This window comes from Pseudomonas sp. FW305-70, from assembly GCF_058783925.1.
Genome location: NZ_JBYSYZ010000007.1, coordinates 14,765 through 33,750, shown reverse-complemented (window position 1 = coordinate 33,750; position 18,986 = coordinate 14,765). Strand labels below are relative to the sequence as shown.

At 60.0% G+C, this 18,986-nt stretch carries 15 protein-coding genes and 1 pseudogene; 5 read left to right on the top strand and 11 right to left on the bottom strand.

Annotated features, from left to right (window positions below; all coding sequences use genetic code 11):
* Positions 1-34 precede the first annotated feature (34 nt).
* The 9 genes from AC3WN7_RS07590 to mtnA form a co-directional block, all read right to left on the bottom strand.
* Positions 35-316, bottom strand: coding sequence for a hypothetical protein (locus AC3WN7_RS07590; RefSeq protein ID WP_095966354.1), 282 nt, complete (start codon positions 314-316; stop codon positions 35-37).
* Positions 317-525: 209 nt separating this feature from the next.
* The gene (gene rpsA / locus AC3WN7_RS07585) at positions 526-2,217 is read right to left on the bottom strand and encodes a 30S ribosomal protein S1 (RefSeq protein WP_007973639.1); all 1,692 of its coding nucleotides are present in this window, start codon (positions 2,215-2,217) and stop codon (positions 526-528) included.
* A 120-nt stretch (positions 2,218-2,337) separates the two neighbouring features.
* Entirely contained in the window at positions 2,338-3,027 is a 690-nt protein-coding gene (gene cmk, locus AC3WN7_RS07580) for a (d)CMP kinase (RefSeq protein ID WP_007973641.1), read from the bottom strand.
* Positions 3,024-5,231, bottom strand: coding sequence for a bifunctional prephenate dehydrogenase/3-phosphoshikimate 1-carboxyvinyltransferase (locus AC3WN7_RS07575; RefSeq protein ID WP_256585669.1), 2,208 nt, complete (start codon positions 5,229-5,231; stop codon positions 3,024-3,026). Before AC3WN7_RS07575 ends, cmk begins: the two co-directional genes overlap by 4 nt.
* Positions 5,232-5,259: 28 nt before the next feature.
* Entirely contained in the window at positions 5,260-6,372 is a 1,113-nt protein-coding gene (gene hisC, locus AC3WN7_RS07570) for a histidinol-phosphate transaminase (RefSeq protein ID WP_102674262.1), read from the bottom strand.
* 12 nt (positions 6,373-6,384) lie between these two features.
* The gene (gene pheA, locus AC3WN7_RS07565; RefSeq protein WP_007939916.1) at positions 6,385-7,479 is read right to left on the bottom strand and encodes a prephenate dehydratase; all 1,095 of its coding nucleotides are present in this window, start codon (positions 7,477-7,479) and stop codon (positions 6,385-6,387) included.
* Positions 7,479-8,564, bottom strand: a complete 1,086-nt coding sequence (gene serC / locus AC3WN7_RS07560) for a 3-phosphoserine/phosphohydroxythreonine transaminase (RefSeq protein WP_102674263.1) — start codon at positions 8,562-8,564, stop codon at positions 7,479-7,481. The genes pheA and serC overlap by 1 nt, the downstream gene beginning before the upstream one ends.
* Positions 8,565-8,786: 222 nt before the next feature.
* Entirely contained in the window at positions 8,787-11,441 is a 2,655-nt protein-coding gene (gene gyrA / locus AC3WN7_RS07555) for a DNA gyrase subunit A (RefSeq protein WP_095966350.1), read from the bottom strand.
* Between the two features lie 451 nt (positions 11,442-11,892).
* Entirely contained in the window at positions 11,893-12,969 is a 1,077-nt protein-coding gene (mtnA, locus tag AC3WN7_RS07550; RefSeq protein ID WP_102674264.1) for an S-methyl-5-thioribose-1-phosphate isomerase, read from the bottom strand.
* 108 nt (positions 12,970-13,077) lie between these two features.
* On the opposite strand from mtnA, the gene AC3WN7_RS07545 reads away from it, so the two are divergent.
* Genes AC3WN7_RS07545 through mupP form a run of 3 tightly spaced genes read left to right on the top strand, consistent with a single transcriptional unit; the run spans position 13,078 to position 15,845 of the window.
* Entirely contained in the window at positions 13,078-14,412 is a 1,335-nt protein-coding gene (locus AC3WN7_RS07545) for a TRZ/ATZ family hydrolase (protein ID WP_095966348.1), read from the top strand.
* Positions 14,413-14,470: 58 nt separating this feature from the next.
* Positions 14,471-15,169: a bifunctional 2-polyprenyl-6-hydroxyphenol methylase/3-demethylubiquinol 3-O-methyltransferase UbiG gene (gene ubiG, locus AC3WN7_RS07540; RefSeq protein WP_007973655.1), complete on the top strand. Its 699-nt coding sequence runs from the start codon at positions 14,471-14,473 to the stop codon at positions 15,167-15,169.
* 4 nt (positions 15,170-15,173) lie between these two features.
* Positions 15,174-15,845: an N-acetylmuramic acid 6-phosphate phosphatase MupP gene (gene mupP, locus AC3WN7_RS07535; RefSeq protein WP_095966347.1), complete on the top strand. Its 672-nt coding sequence runs from the start codon at positions 15,174-15,176 to the stop codon at positions 15,843-15,845.
* Positions 15,846-15,867: 22 nt separating this feature from the next.
* Here the strand turns inward: mupP and AC3WN7_RS07530 are convergent.
* Positions 15,868-15,945: pseudogene (locus AC3WN7_RS07530) on the bottom strand (outer membrane lipoprotein carrier protein LolA); the annotation flags it as partial.
* Positions 15,946-16,000: 55 nt separating this feature from the next.
* Between AC3WN7_RS07530 and AC3WN7_RS07525 the strand changes: the two are divergent.
* Together AC3WN7_RS07525 and AC3WN7_RS07520 are read left to right on the top strand one after the other, a co-directional pair.
* A complete protein-coding gene (locus AC3WN7_RS07525) occupies positions 16,001-16,741 on the top strand; it encodes a YciK family oxidoreductase (protein ID WP_095966346.1) in 741 nt (246 codons plus the stop codon).
* Positions 16,742-17,108: 367 nt separating this feature from the next.
* Entirely contained in the window at positions 17,109-18,035 is a 927-nt protein-coding gene (locus tag AC3WN7_RS07520; protein ID WP_095966345.1) for a GGDEF domain-containing protein, read from the top strand.
* 136 nt (positions 18,036-18,171) lie between these two features.
* Here AC3WN7_RS07520 and AC3WN7_RS07515 read toward each other — a convergent pair whose 3' ends face one another.
* The gene (locus AC3WN7_RS07515) at positions 18,172-18,933 is read right to left on the bottom strand and encodes an iron-containing redox enzyme family protein (protein WP_219735577.1); all 762 of its coding nucleotides are present in this window, start codon (positions 18,931-18,933) and stop codon (positions 18,172-18,174) included.
* Positions 18,934-18,986: the final 53 nt, after the last annotated feature.

Sequence of the window (18,986 nt, the reverse complement as noted above, 5' to 3'; positions counted from 1 at the left end):
CCTGGACCGAGGAGACCTCCGAGCCATCACTGTCTCATCGGCAAATCACCAGCATAGTGCGCGTCAGGAAACCTGCGGGATTGAAGCCGAAGGGGAAGCCATCTTCCTCTTCCTTGACATCGTCAGACCTCGCCACCACTTTATAGCCCGCCCCCCTGCACTCCTTGGCCGCGCGCTTGTAGCACTTATCCCAATTCGAACCGAGCCCCGAACAATCAACCTCAATGCCGCTCACCCCGCGCACTGCATGAGTTTTGGCATTGGTGGCACAACCCGCTAGCGCCAGCACTGCTACTGCGACAATTAGCTTGTTCATTCACGTCCTTTTGCCAGAAAGCCCAACGGGCGATCATTAGTCTCAAGCTAAAGACTAGCCGCAAACAAGCACTTGATCCGACTAAACAATCAGACATTTTCTCAGTAGCTTTGGTTCACGACTCGAGCAACCAAAGCAGGGCGCACCCCACCAAATTCCAGGCACAAAAAAGGGCGACCAAAGTCGCCCTTTTTACAGAAAATCAGAACTTAGTTCTGTTTTTCCATTTGTGCACGCAGCAGGTCACCCAGAGTGGTGGCCACAGGAGCATCAGTAGCTACTGGCTTGTCGCGCAGGCTCTGGATTGCTTCTTTCTCGTCTTCAACGTCTTTCGACTTGATCGAGAGCTGGATTACACGGCTCTTGCGGTCAACGCTGATGATCTTGGCTTCTACTTCTTCGCCTTCTTTCAGAACGTTGCGCGCGTCTTCAACGCGGTCACGGCTGATTTCGGAGGCTTTCAGAGTCGCTTCGATATCGTCGGCCAGAGTGATGATGGCGCCTTTAGCGTCAACTTCCTTCACGATGCCTTTAACGATGGCGCCTTTGTCGTTCTCTTGAACGTACTCGGAGAACGGATCGCTTTCCAGTTGCTTGATACCCAGGGAGATGCGCTCGCGCTCTGGGTCAACCGACAGGATAACGGTGTCCAGCTCGTCGCCCTTCTTGAAGCGGCGTACGGCTTCTTCGCCCACTTCGTTCCAGGAGATGTCGGACAGGTGAACCAGACCGTCGATGCCGCCGTCCAGACCAATGAAGATACCGAAATCGGTGATCGACTTGATGGTGCCGGAGATTTTATCGCCCTTGTTGAACTGGCCAGAGAAATCTTCCCATGGGTTAGATTTGCACTGCTTGATGCCCAGGGAGATACGACGACGCTCTTCGTCGATGTCCAGAACCATGACTTCCACTTCGTCGCCGACTTGTACGACTTTCGAAGGGTGGATGTTCTTGTTGGTCCAGTCCATTTCGGAAACGTGTACCAGACCTTCAACGCCTTCTTCCAGCTCAGCGAAGCAGCCATAGTCGGTCAGGTTGGTTACACGCGCGGTAACGCGAGTGCTTTCCGGGTAACGGGCTTTGATAGCAACCCATGGATCTTCGCCCAGTTGCTTCAGGCCCAGGGAAACACGATTGCGCTCGCGATCGTACTTCAGAACCTTGACATCGATCTCGTCGCCAACGTTGACGATTTCGGAAGGATGCTTGATACGCTTCCAAGCCATGTCGGTAATGTGCAGCAGGCCATCGACGCCACCCAGATCGACGAATGCGCCGTAATCGGTGAGGTTCTTGACGATACCTTTGACTTGTTGGCCTTCCTGCAGGGATTCCAGCAGAGCTTCGCGCTCGGCGGAGTTCTCGGCTTCCAGGACGCTGCGACGGGAAACGACAACGTTGTTGCGCTTCTGGTCCAGCTTGATGACCTTGAATTCCAGCTCTTTGCCTTCCAGGTGCGTGGTGTCGCGCACTGGACGGACGTCAACCAGAGAACCTGGCAGGAACGCACGGATGCCGTTAACGTCGACAGTGAAGCCGCCTTTAACCTTACCGTTGATAACGCCCTTGACCACTTCTTCGGCTGCGAAGGCTGCTTCCAGAACAATCCAGCATTCAGCGCGCTTGGCTTTTTCACGGGACAGCTTGGTTTCACCAAAGCCGTCTTCAACCGAGTCCAGAGCAACGTGAACTTCGTCACCGACGTTGATGTTCAGTTCGCCAGCGTCGTTGTAGAACTGCTCAAGCGGGATGAGTGCTTCAGACTTCAGGCCAGCGTGAACGGTTACCCAGCGAGCCTGGTAATCGATATCAACGATAACACCGGTGATGATGGAGCCTGCCTGAAGGTTCAGGGTTTTTAGGCTTTCTTCAAAGAGTTCCGCAAAGCTTTCGCTCATTTTAATTCCTGTTGATGAGGGCGAAGAAAACGCCCATCTCCACACCCCAGACGGTGTGGGTTAGTTTCATTTAAAAGAAGCCACCGCAGGACTATGACTGGTCCCCTGCGGCCTTCTTGGTCACCCGGCGATATCGCGGATGGCGATCTCGCTCATGATGCGTTCCAGCACCTGGTCGATGGACAATTCCGTGGAATCCAGCTGTATGGCGTCAGCCGCCGGTTTGAGCGGGGCTACCGCTCGCTGGGTGTCACGCTCATCGCGTGCACGTATCTCATCTAGCAGACTCGACAGACTAACACCCTCGACTTTGCCCTTCAACTGCAAATATCGGCGGCGTGCCCTCTCCTCGGCACTGGCGGTCAGAAAAATCTTCAGCGGCGCATCAGGAAAAACCACCGTTCCCATGTCGCGCCCATCCGCCACCAGGCCCGGCGCTTCCTGAAAAGCACGCTGGCGCTGCAGCAGCGCCTCGCGCACAGCGGGCAACGCAGCCACCTGGGACGCGCCGGAACCGACGCTTTCGGTGCGGATGACATCGCTGACTTCATCACCTTCCAGAATGATGCGTTGCAGCTGACCGTCCGTCGCCGCGATGAACTGCACGTCCAGATGAGCGGCAAGTTTCTTCAGCAACTCTTCGTTGGTCAGGTCGACACCATGGTTATGCGCGGCGAAAGCCAGCAGGCGGTACAACGCACCGGAATCCAGCAGGTTCCAGCCCAGGCGCTTGGCCAGAATCCCGGCTACCGTGCCCTTGCCCGAGCCGCTTGGCCCATCGATGGTGATGACCGGTGCAATGTTGTTCACGACTGCGCCTCTTGTGCCACACGAATGCCGACCTGTGCGCACAGCGCCAGGAAGTTCGGGAACGACGTCGCGACGTTGGCGCAATCATGAATGCGGATCGGCGCACTGGCGCGCAGCGAGGCAACGCTGAACGCCATGGCGATACGGTGGTCACCATGACCGTGCACTTCACCGCCGCCGATCTGGCCGCCGTCGATGATGATGCCGTCCGGGGTCGGTTCGCATTTGACGCCCAGCGCCAGCAGACCATCCGCCATGACCTGGATACGATCCGATTCCTTGACCCGCAACTCTTCGGCGCCGGTCAGCACGGTGCGCCCTTCGGCACAGGCAGCGGCCACGAACAGTACCGGGAATTCGTCGATGGCCAACGGGACCAACTCTTCAGGAATCTCGATACCTTTGAGTTTAGCTGCCCGCACACGCAGGTCAGCCACGGGTTCGCCGCCGACTTCACGCTGGTTTTCCAAAGTGATGTCCGCGCCCATCAGGCGCAGGATGTCGATCACACCGGTACGGGTCGGATTGATGCCGACATGCTCGAGCACCAGATCCGAACCTTCGGCGATCGATGCAGCCACCAGGAAGAACGCCGACGACGAAATGTCGCCCGGAACTTCGATGTGGGTCGCGGCCAGCTTGCCACCGGACTCAACCGATGCCGTGGCACCGTCAACGCTCACCGGATAGCCGAAACCGCGCAGCATGCGCTCGGTATGGTCGCGGGTCGGAGCCGGCTCGGTAACGGTGGTCTTGCCCTCGGCATACAGACCGGCCAGCAGCAGGCAGGATTTAACCTGGGCGCTGGCCATCGGCATGGTGTAGGTCAAGCCCTTGAGCTTGTTGCCACCACGGATGGTCATCGGTGGACGACCCTCTGCAGCGGTCTCGATCACCGCACCCATCTCACGCAGCGGATTGGCCACGCGATTCATCGGGCGCTTGGACAGCGAGGCGTCGCCGGTCAGGGTGCTGTCGAAGTTCTGCGCAGCCAACAGGCCGGACAGCAGACGCATCGAAGTACCGGAGTTGCCCAGGTAGATCGGGCCCGGTGCCGGCTTCAGGCCGTGCAGGCCAACGCCGTGAATGGTCACGCGTCCGTGGTGCGGACCTTCGATGACCACGCCCATGTCACGGAACGCCTGCAAGGTCGCCAGGGCATCTTCACCCTCGAGGAAGCCTTCGACTTCGGTGACGCCCTCAGCGAGGGAACCGAGCATGATCGAACGGTGGGAAATCGATTTGTCACCCGGTACGCGAATCCGACCGGACAGGCGGCCACCAGGTTGAGCCAGGAAAATCAGATCGTTGGAATTCATAGCGTCCACATAGGCCCTGCGGGCCAGGATTTTACTGAAATGCTCGCGGGCAACCCGGGCGCGAGTGAAAACGCCCAACAATTGGTGCCCATCCCCTGCATCGACCGCGTCGCGCAAGGCGTCGAGATCGCTGCGAAATGTATCGAGTGTGCGCAGGACAGCTTCGCGGTTGGCGAGGAAGATGTCGTGCCACATGACCGGGTCGCTACCGGCGATTCTTGTGAAATCGCGGAAACCGCCCGCAGCGTAACGGAAGATCTCAAGATTTTCATTGCGCTTGGCCAACGAATCGACCAGGCCGAACGCCAGCAAGTGCGGCAGATGACTGGTCGCAGCCAATACTTCGTCGTGACGTTCGACTTGCATGTGCTCGACATCGGCACCCAGCGCGCGCCACAAACGGTCGACCACGGCCAAGGCTGCCGGATCGGTCTGATCCAGCGGCGTCAGGATCACCTTGTGCCGACGGAACAGCTCGGCGTTGGAGGCCTCGACCCCACTCTGCTCGGAACCGGCAATCGGATGCCCCGGCACGAAGCATGGCGGCATCGTGCCAAATGCTTCAGTGGCAGCGCGCACCACGTTGCCCTTGGCACTACCGACATCGGTCAGGATCGCCTGCCCCAGGTCCATGCCAGCCAGACGCGCAAGCACTTTCTCCATGGCCAGGATCGGCACCGCCAGCTGAATGACGTCGGCGCCCTGACAAGCAACGCCCAGGTCTTCTTCGCAGCGATCCACCACCCCCAACTCGACCGCGAGCTTGCGCGATTGTGGATCGAGATCGACCCCGACCACTTCGCGACACATCCCGCTTTCGCGCAACCCCTTGGCAAACGAACCGCCGATCAACCCCAGACCGACCACCACCAGGCGACCGATCATAGGTTCAGCAGATTGCAGTGCAGTGACATCAACCACGAGCCAGAACCTTGGTCAGCGCATCCAGGAAGCGGCTGTTCTCTGCCGGCAGACCAATGGTGACGCGCAGGTGATTCGGCATGCCGTAGTTGGCCACCGGGCGCACGATCACACCTTCACGCAGCAAGCCCTGGAACACCGGAGCCGCCACTTGACCGAGATCGACGCAGATGAAATTGCCCTTGGATGGAATCCAGCTCAGCCCCAGCTCACGGAAACCGGCTTCCAGCTGCTGCATGCCGGACTCGTTCAACTGACGGCTTTGCGCCAGATACTCGTCGTCCTTCAACGCCGCACAGGCTGCGGCCAGGGCCAGGCTGTTGACGTTGAATGGCTGGCGCACACGGTTCAGCACATCTGCGACTACTGACGTGGACAAGCCATAACCCACGCGCAACGCCGCCAGACCATAGGCCTTGGAGAAGGTGCGGGAAACCAGCAGGTTCGGGTAGGCCGCCAGGAAGTCCAGGCCATCCGGCAGATCGCTGCCTTCGGCGTACTCGATATAAGCCTCATCCAGTACGACCAGCACATGCTCCGGAACATCCTGCAGGAATTCGTCCAGCGCCTCGGCGTCGAACCAGGTCCCGGTCGGGTTGTTCGGGTTGGCGATGAAGACCACGCGGGTATTGGCGTCGATGGCTGCCAGCATTGCCGGCAGGTCATGCCCCCAATCCCTGGCCGGAACGACCTTGGCCTGTGCACCGACCGCCTGAGTGGCAATCGGGTAGACCGCGAACGCATGCTCGCTGAACACGGCGTTCAGGCCTGGCGCCAGATAGGCACGCGCGACCAGTTCCAGGATGTCGTTGGAACCATTGCCCAGCGTAACCTGATCAAGTTCGACGCGGCACTGCCCGGCCAACAGGCTCTTGAGGGCAAAGCCGTTGCCGTCCGGATAACGGGTCAGCTCGGCCAGCGCATCGCGGATGGCCGCCAACGCCTTGGGACCAGGGCCCAGCGGGTTTTCGTTGCTCGCCAGCTTGATGATGCTGGCTGGATCGAGGTCCAGCTCGCGAGCCAGTTCGTCCACGGGCTTGCCCGGAACGTAAGGCGAAAGTTGTTGCACGCCCGGCTGTGCCAGAGCGAGGAAATTGCCACTCATTTGCTACCGCCCTTAGAGAACTGCTTTCGGGTAGGAACCCAGCACTTTGAGTGCCACTGCTTCCTGACTGATTTTTTCCAGCACACCTTTTACCAGCGGATCGCGGTGGTGGCCGACAAAATCGATGAAGAACACGTAGGTCCATTTGCCGCTGCGCGACGGACGAGTCTCGATTCGCGTCAGGTCGATGCCGTTGTCGTGGAACGGTACCAGCAACTCATGAAGCGCACCCGGCTTGTTGCTCATCGAGACGATGATCGAGGTCTTGTCGTCGCCGGTCGGCGGCACTTCCTGGTTACCAATCATGAGGAAGCGCGTGGAGTTATCCGGGCGGTCCTCGATTTTTTCGGCCAGACGGGTCAAGCCGTACAGACCGGCCGCCATGTCACCGGCAATCGCCGCCGAGTTCCACTCGCCCTTGACCCGCTTGGCCGCTTCGGCGTTGCTGGACACCGCCACGCGCTCGACATTCGGGTAATGGGCGTCCAGCCACTTGCGGCACTGGGCCAGGGACTGGGCGTGGGAGTAGATGCGGCTGATGCTGTCGGTCTTGGTGTTTTCACCGACCAGCAGGTGATGGTGGATACGCAGCTCGACTTCGCCGCAGATCACCATGTCATGTTCGAGGAAGCTGTCGAGGGTGTGGTTGACCGCGCCTTCGGTGGAGTTTTCCACCGGCACCACGCCAAAGTTCACCGCCCCGGCCGCCACTTCACGGAACACTTCGTCGATCGCCGCCATCGGCTTGCTGATCACCGCGTGACCAAAGTGCTTCATGGCCGCCGCCTGGGTGAAGGTACCCTCAGGGCCGAGATAAGCCACTTTCAACGGCTGCTCGAGTGCCAGGCAGGAAGACATGATTTCGCGGAACAGCCGCGCCATCTCTTCGTTGCCCAGCGGCCCCTGGTTACGCTCCATGACACGCTTGAGCACCTGAGCCTCACGCTCAGGACGATAGAACACCGGCACTTCGCCTTCGGCCAGCGAGGCCATCTTTACTCGCGCGACTTCCTGGGCGCAGCGCGCACGCTCACTGATCAGCTCCAGGACCTTTTCGTCCAGGGCATCAATGCGCAGGCGCAGTGCCTTGAGTTCTTGCTCAGACATTAGCCGTGTTCCTTCTCGAACTCTGCCATGTACGAAACCAGCGCATTGACGGCGTTGATGTCGACGGCGTTATAGATGGAGGCGCGCATACCACCCACGGAACGGTGGCCCTTGAGGTTCAACAGGCCACGCTCGTCGGCACCGGCCAGGAACGGCTTGTCCAGACGATCATCAGCCAGGCGGAACGGCACGTTCATCCACGAGCGGTCCGACTTGTTGATCGGGTTGCTGTACAGGCCGCTGGCATCGATGAAGCTGTACAGCGTGCGCTGCTTGACTTCGTTGAGCTTGCCGATGGCCTCGACACCGCCCTGCTCTTTGAGCCACTCGAAAACCAGGCCGGACAAATACCACGCCAGGGTCGGCGGGGTGTTGTACATCGAGCCGTTGTCGGCCGCGACCTTGTAATTGAGCATGGTGGGGCAAATGGAGCGGGCCTTGCCCAGCAGGTCTTCGCGCACGATATTGACGACGATACCGCTCGGGCCGATGTTTTTCTGGGCACCGGCGTAGATCATGCCGAAACGCGAAACATCCACCGGGCGCGACAGGATGTCCGAGGACATGTCGGCCACCAGCGGAACGTCACCGGTTTGCGGAATCCACTGGAACTCCAGGCCACCGATGGTTTCGTTCGGCGCGTAGTGAACGTAGGCCGCGTCTTTCGACAGCTTCCACTCGTTCTGACCGGGAATGGCGAAATAGTCGTAGGGCTTGGCGGTGCCGGCAACGTTGACATGGCCGTAGCGCGAAGCTTCTTCGATGGCTTTCTGCGACCAGATACCGGTGTCGATATAGTCGGCCGAGCCGTTTTCCGGCAGCAGGTTCAGAGGAATCTGCGCGAATTGCTGGCTGGCGCCACCTTGCAGGAACAGCACTTTATAGTTCGAAGGGATATTCAGCAGATCACGCAGATCCTGCTCGGCCTTGGTGGCAATGGACACGAACTCATCACTGCGATGGCTCATTTCCATGACCGACAGACCCTTGCCGTGCCAGTCGAGGAGTTCACCCTGGGCGCGCTGCAGGACAGCTTCGGGAAGCGCCGCAGGACCGGCACAGAAGTTATAGGCTCTCTTGCTCACATCCAATCTCGCTCTGATTTGAGGGTATCACATATCAGTCGACGCCAACTTGATGTGGGAGCGGGCTTGCTCGCGAAAACGGGCTGACATTCAGCAAAGATGTCGCCTGATACTCCGCTTTCGCGAGCAAGCCCGCTCCCACAGGGGATCTCATGGGCGTCGATATTTCATTACGGACAAACAACAAGGGGGCGAATTCTCATCCGCCCCCTGCTTACCCGCTTATTCCTGTGGTTCTTCGTCAGCAGCAGCGTCGAGTTGCTGGTCTTCAACGGCATCGTCGATCACGACTTCACCCTCGAACACCGCCCCCTCTTCACCTTCCAGTTCTTCACCTTCGATTTCCGAAGGTTCCTGAACCCGCTCAAGGCCGACCAGGGTTTCATCCTTGGCCAGTTTGATCAGGGTCACGCCCTGGGTGTTACGACCCAGGCTGGACACTTCGTCGACACGAGTACGCACCAGGGTGCCCTGGTCGGAAATCAGCATGATTTCCTCGCCGTCGAGCACCTGGACGGCGCCGACCAGGCGGCCGTTACGCTCGTTGCTGACCATGGCGATAACGCCCTGACCGCCACGCTTGTACTCAGGGAACTCGGTGATCGCGGTGCGCTTGCCAAAACCACGCTCGGAAGCGGTGAGAATCTGGCTGCCTTCTTCCGGGATCAGCATGGAAATCAGCTTCTGGCCTTCCGGCAGACGCATGCCGCGCACACCGCGGGCGGTACGGCCCATGGCGCGAACGTCGGATTCCTTGAAGCGGGTGACCTTGCCGCCGTCGGAGAACAGCATCACTTCACGCTCGCCATCGGTAATGGCGGCAGAAATCAGCACGTCACCTTCATCCAGTTCCAGTGCGATCAGGCCGACGCTGCGCTGACGGCTGAAGGATTCCAGCGGGGTCTTCTTCACGGTGCCGTTGGCGGTGGCCATGAAGATGTAGTGACCTTCGGTGTATTCCTCGACCGGCAGCATGGTGGTGATGTATTCACCGTCATCCAGCGGCAGCAGGTTGACCAGCGGACGACCACGGGCAGCGCGGGACGCTTCAGGGATTTCGTAGGTCTTCAGCCAGTACACCTTGCCCTTGCTGGAGAACAGCAGCAGCGTGGTGTGGCTGTTGGCAACCAGCAGGTGAGCGATGTAGTCCTCATCCTTGACGCCGGTCGCCGACTTGCCTTTACCGCCACGACGCTGGGCCTGGTACGCCGCCAGCGGCTGGGTCTTGGCATAGCCACCGTGGGAGATGGTCACGACGCGCTCTTCTTCCGGGATCATGTCACCCAGGGTCAGGTCGAGACGAGCATCGAGGATCTCGGTGCGGCGCACGTCGCCATACTCGGCGCGAATCACTTCCAGCTCTTCGCGGATCACTTCCATCAGGCGCGTGGCGCTATTGAGGATGCGGATCAGCTCGCCGATCTGGTTGAGGATCTCTTGATACTCGGCCAGCAGTTTTTCGTGTTCCAGACCGGTCAGGCGGTGCAGACGCAGTTCCAGAATGGCTTGCGCCTGTTCCGGCGACAGGAAGTACTTGCCGTCACGCAGACCGTATTGCGGATCGAGGTTTTCCGGACGGCACGAATCGGCGCCGGCACGCTCCACCATCGCCACCACGGCCGAGGACTCCCAAGGGGTGCTGACCAGCGCTTCCTTGGCTTCCGACGGCGTTGGCGACGCCTTGATCAGGGCGATGACCGGGTCGATGTTCGACAGGGCAACCGCTTGACCTTCAAGAATGTGACCACGCTCGCGGGCTTTGCGCAATTCGAACACGGTACGACGGGTCACCACTTCGCGACGGTGACGAACGAAGGCTTCCAGCAGGTCCTTGAGGTTCAGGATCCGCGGACGGCCGTCGATCAGCGCGACGATGTTGATGCCGAACACCGCTTGCAGCTGGGTCTGGGCATAGAGGTTGTTGAGGATCACCTCAGGCACTTCGCCACGACGCAGCTCGATCACGACGCGCATACCGTCCTTGTCGGACTCGTCGCGCAGTTCGGTGATGCCTTCGAGCTTCTTCTCTTTTACCAGCTCGGCGATCTTCTCGATCAGACGCGCCTTGTTCAACTGGTAAGGGAGTTCGGTGATGACGATCTGCTGGCGGCCACCGACCTTGTCGATGTCTTCGATCATCGAGCGGGCGCGCATGTAAATGCGGCCACGGCCAGTGCGGTAGGCTTCAATGATGCCGGCGCGACCGTTGATGATCGCAGCGGTCGGGAAGTCCGGACCCGGGATGTATTGCATCAGCTCGTCGACAGTCAGCTCGGGATTGTCGATGAGCGCCAGGCAACCGTCGATGACTTCACCGAGGTTGTGTGGCGGAATGTTGGTCGCCATGCCCACGGCGATACCGCTGGAGCCGTTGACCAGCAGGTTGGGAATACGGGTCGGCATGACCGCCGGGATCATTTCGGTGCCGTCGTAGTTCGGCACCCAGTCCACGGTTTCCTTATGCAGGTCGGCCAGCAGCTCGTGCGCCAGCTTGGTCATGCGCACTTCGGTGTATCGCATGGCCGCGGCGTTGTCGCCGTCCACCGAACCGAAGTTGCCCTGGCCGTCTACCAGCAGGTAGCGCAGGGAGAATGGCTGTGCCATCCGAACGATGGTGTCGTACACCGCGGTATCACCGTGCGGGTGATACTTACCGATCACGTCACCGACAACACGGGCAGATTTCTTGTACGGCTTGTTGAAGTCGTTGCCCAGCTCGCTCATCGCGAACAGCACGCGCCGGTGCACGGGCTTCAAGCCATCGCGCGCATCCGGCAGTGCCCGCCCGACAATTACGCTCATCGCGTAGTCGAGGTAGGACTGCTTCAGCTCGTCTTCGATATTGACCGGGAGGATTTCTTTGGCCAGTTCGCCCATGAGAAGCCTGATTCCTTTTTCTGGTGAAACTTCGTCAGGACCAACGAAGCTCGCCGCTGCAGGCTCGGTGCCATGCAGTGGCTTACGACAAATCAACGAGTTATGCCATGGATCTGCGCAGTAAAGGTCACCCCGCAGGGTAACCATGGAAACCGCCGGATGTTATCACAAGAGCCGCCACGCACCTATCCCCCAGATGCGCATGGAGAGTAGTTAGTTGACCGGTGACAGGCTTGAAGGGGACGAGAGGGGCTTAGAGCCGTGTTGAATGGAGAAATGGGGCTGGATTTTGGGTTGTTCGGTGCCTGTGCAGGCCTCTTCGCGGGCAAGCCCGCTCCCACAGTGGTTCTTTATTGTGCCGACGATTGCGGTCACACCTCGATCAACTGTGGGAGCGGGCTTGCTCCGGGCGGCGATCCGACGAAAGCGATTGAACAGACGCCAACGATAATTAATGCAGACGCTTGCGGCACATCAACTGCGCCATCTTCGCCGTGTCCGGGCGTTCGACAATGCCTTTTTCGGTGACGATCGCATCGATCAGATCCGCCGGCGTCACGTCGAACACCGGGTTGAAGGCATGGACATCGGCCCCGACGCGCTTGCCACCCACTTCCAGCAACTCGCGACCATCACGCTCTTCAATCGGAATGTCGTCGCCACTGGCCAGGTTCATGTCGATGGTCGAACTCGGCGCCACCACCATGAAGCGCACGCCGTGGTGCATGGCGTTGACGGCCAGCTGATAGGTGCCGATCTTGTTGGCCACATCGCCATTGGCGGTGATCCGGTCAGCGCCGACGATGACCCAGGTAGGGCCTTTGGTCTTCATGATATGCGCAGCGGCGGAGTCGACATTGAGGGTCACGGGAATGCCTTCATTGGCCAGCTCCCATGCGGTCAGCCGCGAGCCCTGCAGCCATGGGCGGGTTTCGTCGACATAGACCTGCTCGACCATCCCCTCGATGAATGCAGCGCGAATCACGCCCAGCGCCGTGCCAAAGCCGCCCGTGGCCAGTGCGCCAGTGTTGCAGTGGGTCAGGATCGCCTGGGCGTTGCCCTGATGCTTGCGGATCAGGTCGACACCCAGTTGCGCCATGGTCAGATTGGCTTCGCGATCACTTTCGTGAATGGCAATGGCCTCGGCCTCCAGCGCCTCCAGCGGATCGGCATTGTCTTTCAGGCGATCAAGCCGGTCGTGCATGCGACCCAGCGCCCAGAACAGGTTGACCGCAGTAGGACGGGAATCAGCCAGCAGTATGAAATCCTCTTCCAGCGCCGCATACCAGTCGCCACCTTCGGCAATCCGGGCACGGGCCGCGAGCACAATGCCATAAGCGGCACTAATACCGATGGCCGGCGCGCCACGCACCACCATCGAGCGAATGGCCTCGGCCACACCGGCTGCACTGGTGTAGGCGATCCAGGTTTCCTCGAACGGCAAAATGCGCTGATCCAGCAGATGGAGAGCGCCATCACGCCAATCGATGGCCTTTACCTTTTCCGCAGCCAACAGTCGATCGCGCATCCCTCACCCCGCACTCATGAACAAAAGCCGCCGATTATAGCGATCCCCCCGCGAAGACGCTCGGGTATACTTCGCCATCCTTTACAAAAGCACTGGAACCGACCCTCGATGCCGAACACTGCCGCTGCGCTCGACCTGTTATTGCTGCCGACCTGGCTGGTACCCGTCGAACCCGCTGGTGTCGTCCTCAAGGAACATGGCGTGGGCATCCGTGATGGACGCATCGTGTTTATCGGCCCACGTTCCGCCGCACTGAAGCTTAACGCAACCGAAATCCGCGAATTGCCCGACATGCTGCTCAGCCCCGGCCTGATCAATGCCCACGGGCACGCGGCGATGACACTGTTCCGCGGCCTGGCCGATGACCTGCCATTGATGACCTGGCTGGAAAACCACATCTGGCCCGCCGAAGCCAAGTGGGTCGACGAGGACTTCGTGCGCGACGGCACCGACCTTGCCATCGCCGAGCAAATCAAAGGCGGCATCACCTGTTTCTCTGACATGTACTTCTTCCCGAAGGTTGCCAGCGAACGCGTGCACAACAGCGGCATTCGCGCGCAGATCGCGATTCCGATCCTCGATTTCCCGATTCCGGGCGCCGGCTCCGCGGATGAAGCCATTCGTCAGGGCGTTGAACTGTTTGGCGATCTCAAGCACCACGAACGCATCAAAATCACCTTCGGCCCCCACGCACCCTACACCGTGGGCGACGAAAACCTGGAAAAAATCCGGGTAATCTCCGAGGAACTGGACGCCTCGATCCACATGCACGTGCATGAAACCGCCTTCGAAGTGCAGCAATCGGTCGAACAGCGCGGTGAACGCCCGCTGGCCCGCCTGGCGCGCCTGGGCTTGCTGGGGCCGCGTTTCCAGGCGGTTCACATGACCCAGATCAGCGATGAAGACCTGGCACTGCTGGTAGAAAGCAACACCAATGTGATTCATTGCCCGGAGTCGAATCTGAAGCTGGCCAGCGGGTTCTGCCCGGTCGAGCGTTTGTGGCAGGCGGGGGTCAATGTCGCGGTCGGCACCGATGGCGCGGCGAGCAACAATGACCTGGACCTGCTCGGCGAAACCCGCACCGCAGCCCTGCTGGCCAAGGCTGTCGCCGGCTCGGCCACCGCGCTGGATGCCCATCGCGCCTTGCGCATGGCCACCCTCAACGGTGCCCGCGCGCTGGGCATCGAAGCCGAAACCGGCTCGCTGGAAATCGGCAAGGCCGCGGACATGGTGGCTTTCGACCTCTCCGGTCTGGCCCAGCAACCGGTCTACGACCCGGTTTCGCAGCTTATATACGCCACCGGCCGGGACTGCGTGAAACACCTTTGGGTTGCCGGCAAGCAACTGCTCGACGACCGTCGCCTGACTCGCCTTGATGAACAACAGCTTTGCGCTGTCGCGAAGGCCTGGGGCCAGCGCATCAGCGGCCGTACCGAATCGTAAGCACCCCGGAACGCCATCCGGGGCAACAGGATTTTTCAAGTTTTAGAGGACTTAGACCATGAGCAACGTCGACTACGCCGAAATCGCCAAATTCGAGGCCCTGGCCCATCGCTGGTGGGACCGCGAAAGCGAATTCAAACCGCTGCACGACATCAACCCGCTGCGGGTCAACTGGATTGACGAGCGGGTCAATCTGGCCGGCAAGAAAGTGCTCGACGTGGGTTGCGGCGGTGGCATCCTCAGTGAAGCCATGGCCCAGCGCGGCGCGACCGTGACGGGTATCGACATGGGCGAAGCGCCGCTGGCGGTTGCCCAGTTGCATCAACTGGAATCGGGCGTCAACGTCGAATATCGGCAGATCACCGCCGAAGCCCTGGCCGAGGAAATGCCGGAGCAGTTCGACGTGGTCACCTGCCTGGAAATGCTTGAGCACGTGCCGGACCCGTCGTCGGTCATCCGCGCCTGCTTCCGCATGGTCAAGCCCGGTGGCCAGGTGTTCTTCTCGACCATCAACCGCAACCCGAAGGCGTACCTGTTCGCCATCGTCGGCGCCGAATACATCATGAAGCTGCTGCCGCGCGGCACCCACGACTTCAAGAAATTCATCCGCCCTTCCGAACTCGGTGCCTGGAGCCGCATGGCCGGCCTGACCGTCAAGGACATCATCGGCCTGACCTACAACCCGCTGACCAAGCACTACAAGCTGGCCGCCGACGTGGACGTCAACTACATGATCCAGACCCTGCGCGAGGAATAAGCCGATGCGAATCAGAGCAGTTCTTTTCGACATGGACGGCACCCTGCTCGACACCGCGCCAGACTTCATTGCGATCTGTCAGGCGATGCGTGCCGACCGCGGCTTGCCCCCAATGAACGACAAGCACATCCGCGACGAGATTTCCGGCGGTGCCAAGGCGATGGTCGCCGTGACCTTCGCCATGGATCCGGAATCGCCAGGGTTCGAAGCGTTGCGCCTGGAGTTCCTGGAGCGCTACCTCGTCGGTTGTGCGGTGCACAGCAAGCTGTTCGACGGCATGGCCGAGTTGCTCGCCGATATCGAGAAAGCCAACCTGATCTGGGGCGTGGTCACCAACAAGCCACTGCGCTTCGCCGAACCGATCATGCAACAACTGGGGCTGTCCGAACGTTCGGCGCTGCTGATCTGCCCGGATCACGTGAAGAACAGCAAGCCGGATCCGGAGCCGCTGATCCTGGCGTGCAAGATGCTCGACCTGGACCCGGCCAGCGTGCTGTTCGTCGGCGACGACCTGCGCGACATCGAGTCGGGCCGTGATGCCGGCACCAGGACGGCTGCAGTGACCTTCGGCTATATCCACCCTGACGATAACCCGCGTCACTGGGGTGCGGACGTGGTGGTCGATCATCCGCTGGAGTTGCGCAAAGTGCTCGATAGCGCGCTCTGCGGCTGCTGAATCTCTTTACTGAGTTCGCCCCTGTAGGAGCGAGCTTGCTCGCGAAAAACCTGAGAGCGCCGCGGGCATCCAGACAGCCCGCGTAATCGTTGACGACCATCGCGAGCAAGCTCGCTCCTACAAGGTTCGCTCGTTCTGATTTGTTGAGGTTTTTTATGTTTGATTATTCCGCCCGCCCCGAACTGCTCAAGGATCGGGTCATTCTGGTCACCGGTGCAGGACGCGGCATCGGCGCCGCAGCGGCAAAGACTTACGCCGCCCACGGCGCAACCGTGTTGCTGCTGGGCAAGACCGAAGCCAACCTGACCCAGCTCTACGACGAAATTGAAGCCGCCGGCCATCCACAACCAGCGGTGATCCCGTTCAACCTCGAAACCGCCCTGCCCCATCAATACGATGAACTGGCGGCGATGATCGAAAACGAATTCGGGCATCTCGACGGCCTGCTGCACAATGCCTCGATCATCGGCCCGCGCACGCCGATCGAACAGCTTTCCGGCGAAAACTTCATGCGGGTCATGCAAGTCAACGTCAATGCCATGTTCATGCTCACCAGCACATTGCTGCCGCTGCTCAAGCTGTCACAGGACGCCTCGGTGGTGTTCACATCCAGCAGCGTCGGTCGCAAGGGACGTGCGTACTGGGGCGCTTACGGCGTCTCCAAGTTCGCCACCGAAGGCCTGATGCAAACCCTGGCTGACGAAGTCGACACCGTGGCCCCGGTACGCTCCAACAGCATCAACCCGGGCGCTACCCGCACCAGCATGCGCGCCCAGGCTTACCCGGGTGAAAACCCGCTGAACAACCCGACGCCCGAGGAGATCATGCCGGTCTACCTGTACCTGATGGGCCCGGACAGCGCCGGTATCAATGGTCAGGCGTTCAACGCCCAATAACGACCGTACGTCGCTTTTTCGATGCCGCGCCGGCTTCCCGACGCGGCACTCGAAGACACCCCATGCACCTGTCAAACAAACGTCACACGCTGCGCCATACAGGTTGCAGATGATGCACAACCATTTGATTTAATACGAATTTTATTCTGATGAAGCGAATGGCACGACTTTCGCTCTAAGTTTGCTCAGACACGCAAGGTGAAAGCAGACGGGGTGAAGCATGGGTGCAGGAGTTACTCATCTTCCACAAAGCAGATTAAACTTGTACGAAATGTCCTACGGGACTGACGGACCAGTACGACGCGCAGCCCTAAGCCGCTCTCACCCAGCTTGTAAGACAGCCTTACTGCTCAGGGGCGCACGCCTAATGAAACCACCTTCCCAGACCAACGCAATTGACTTCGATAGCGCCAAATTGCAGCGCCTGGGCTTTGGTCAGCAACCGCCTCTTCTGGAACGGCCCGTCAACCTTGCGCAAATGCGCCAGCAACTGGGCCTGCAACTGCAAACCAGTCTGGAACCGCAGCGCATTCTTGGGACTTTCTATCGCGAGATTCAGCGATTGGTGCCGTTGGACGCCTTGTGCTACCTGCACAAGAGCAGTGATCTGCGCCTGGAGTTCGGCCAGCGTGGTCACCATTCCATCAGTTACAGCCTCAGTCACGATGGCGAACACCTGGGTGAACTGATTTTCCGCCGCAATCAGCGTTTCAGCGAACAGGAACAGGGCAATCTCGAATCACTGCTGGCTACGCTGCTGTTTCCGATGCGTAACGCGCTGCTATACCGTACCGCCACCCAAAGCGCACTGCGCGACCCGCTGACGCGCACCGGTAACCGCATCGCCATGGACCAGACGCTGCAAAGGGAAATCGAGCTGTCCCGGCGCCATCTGCAACCGTTATCGGTGTTGATGCTGGACATCGATCATTTCAAGCAGGTCAATGACACCCATGGCCACAGCACGGGTGATCACGTGCTCAAGGCGGTCGCCGCCTCGATCAAAAACCAGCTGCGCAACGTCGACATGGTGTTCCGCTATGGCGGTGAAGAGTTTCTGATACTGCTGTCCAATACCAGCCGCGAAGCCGCGGCCATGGTGGGGGAACGGCTGCGGTTTGCAGTGCAGGCTGAGGAGTACCTGGCCGACGGTCATACGATCGTGCTGACAGTCAGCCTCGGCTGTTCGACCCTGTTGCCCGGCGAGTCCGCCGACAGCCTGTTGCGGCGGGCAGACAGTGCACTGTATGTGGCCAAGCGCGAAGGTCGTAACCGGCTGGAGATGGCGGGCTGAGTCATTAGCTGCGACACAAGACAATGTGGGAGCGGGCTTGCTCGCGAAGGCGGCGTATCAGCTGACATCTAAGCTGAATGACACTCCGCTTTCGCGAGCAAGCCCGCTCCCACAGTTTTATTGCGTGATAGCTGAATCAGCCTTCGGCCAATGCCATCCGCTCACGCACGACCGGCGCCCGCTCTGCGTGCTCCAATTGCATGCAACGCTCGAGAAACAGGTACATGTAGTCGTAACTCTTGCAAACGGCCTGGCGCAATTCCACCTGCAGGGATTTGCTCGGGTTGGTGCCCGCCAATGTGCAGATGATTTCCAGGGCTTCCCACGGATGGGCATCGTCGTACTGGGCATGCATCTTCAACCACTTCATCGCCCGCTTGCGATCCTCCTCGGGGAACGAGGCGGCGTAGATACCGTTGGAACACACGAGCGCCGACCATTCCCCGGTCGCTCCTTCGATGGCGTAGTTGGTGGCGGCAATCGCAACGATCAGCGAGTCGGCCGAACTGGTGTGCCAGCACCAATGGCTCAACGCGTGAAGCTCCGGTGCAACCTGCTGTGCCTGCAGGTCCTCAAGGCTGACACCGTGCGCGCGACTCCAGTGCACCCAATAATCGGCGTGGTTCAATTCGACGCGGATGTTGCGCATCAGCCAGCGACGGGCCATGTCTTCGCCGGGATGACGGGCGAAGCGGGTCTTGGTCAGGTTTTTTGCCATATACAACGCGAACTGTTCGACCACCGGCCAACCACCGATCAGGTATTGGCGCATGGTCTTCGCACTGAGCTTGTTGTCTCGCATGCGTTGGTACAGTTCGTGTTCGACAACCCGGCGCTTGCTCTCGCTGCAATCCTGGATCAGGCGCTGGGCCCAGGCAGGGTAACTTGCAGCTTCCATGAGCGGTCCGGTTCGGTTGAATGTGTCGATCACTGTCGAGCTCCTTTTGATTG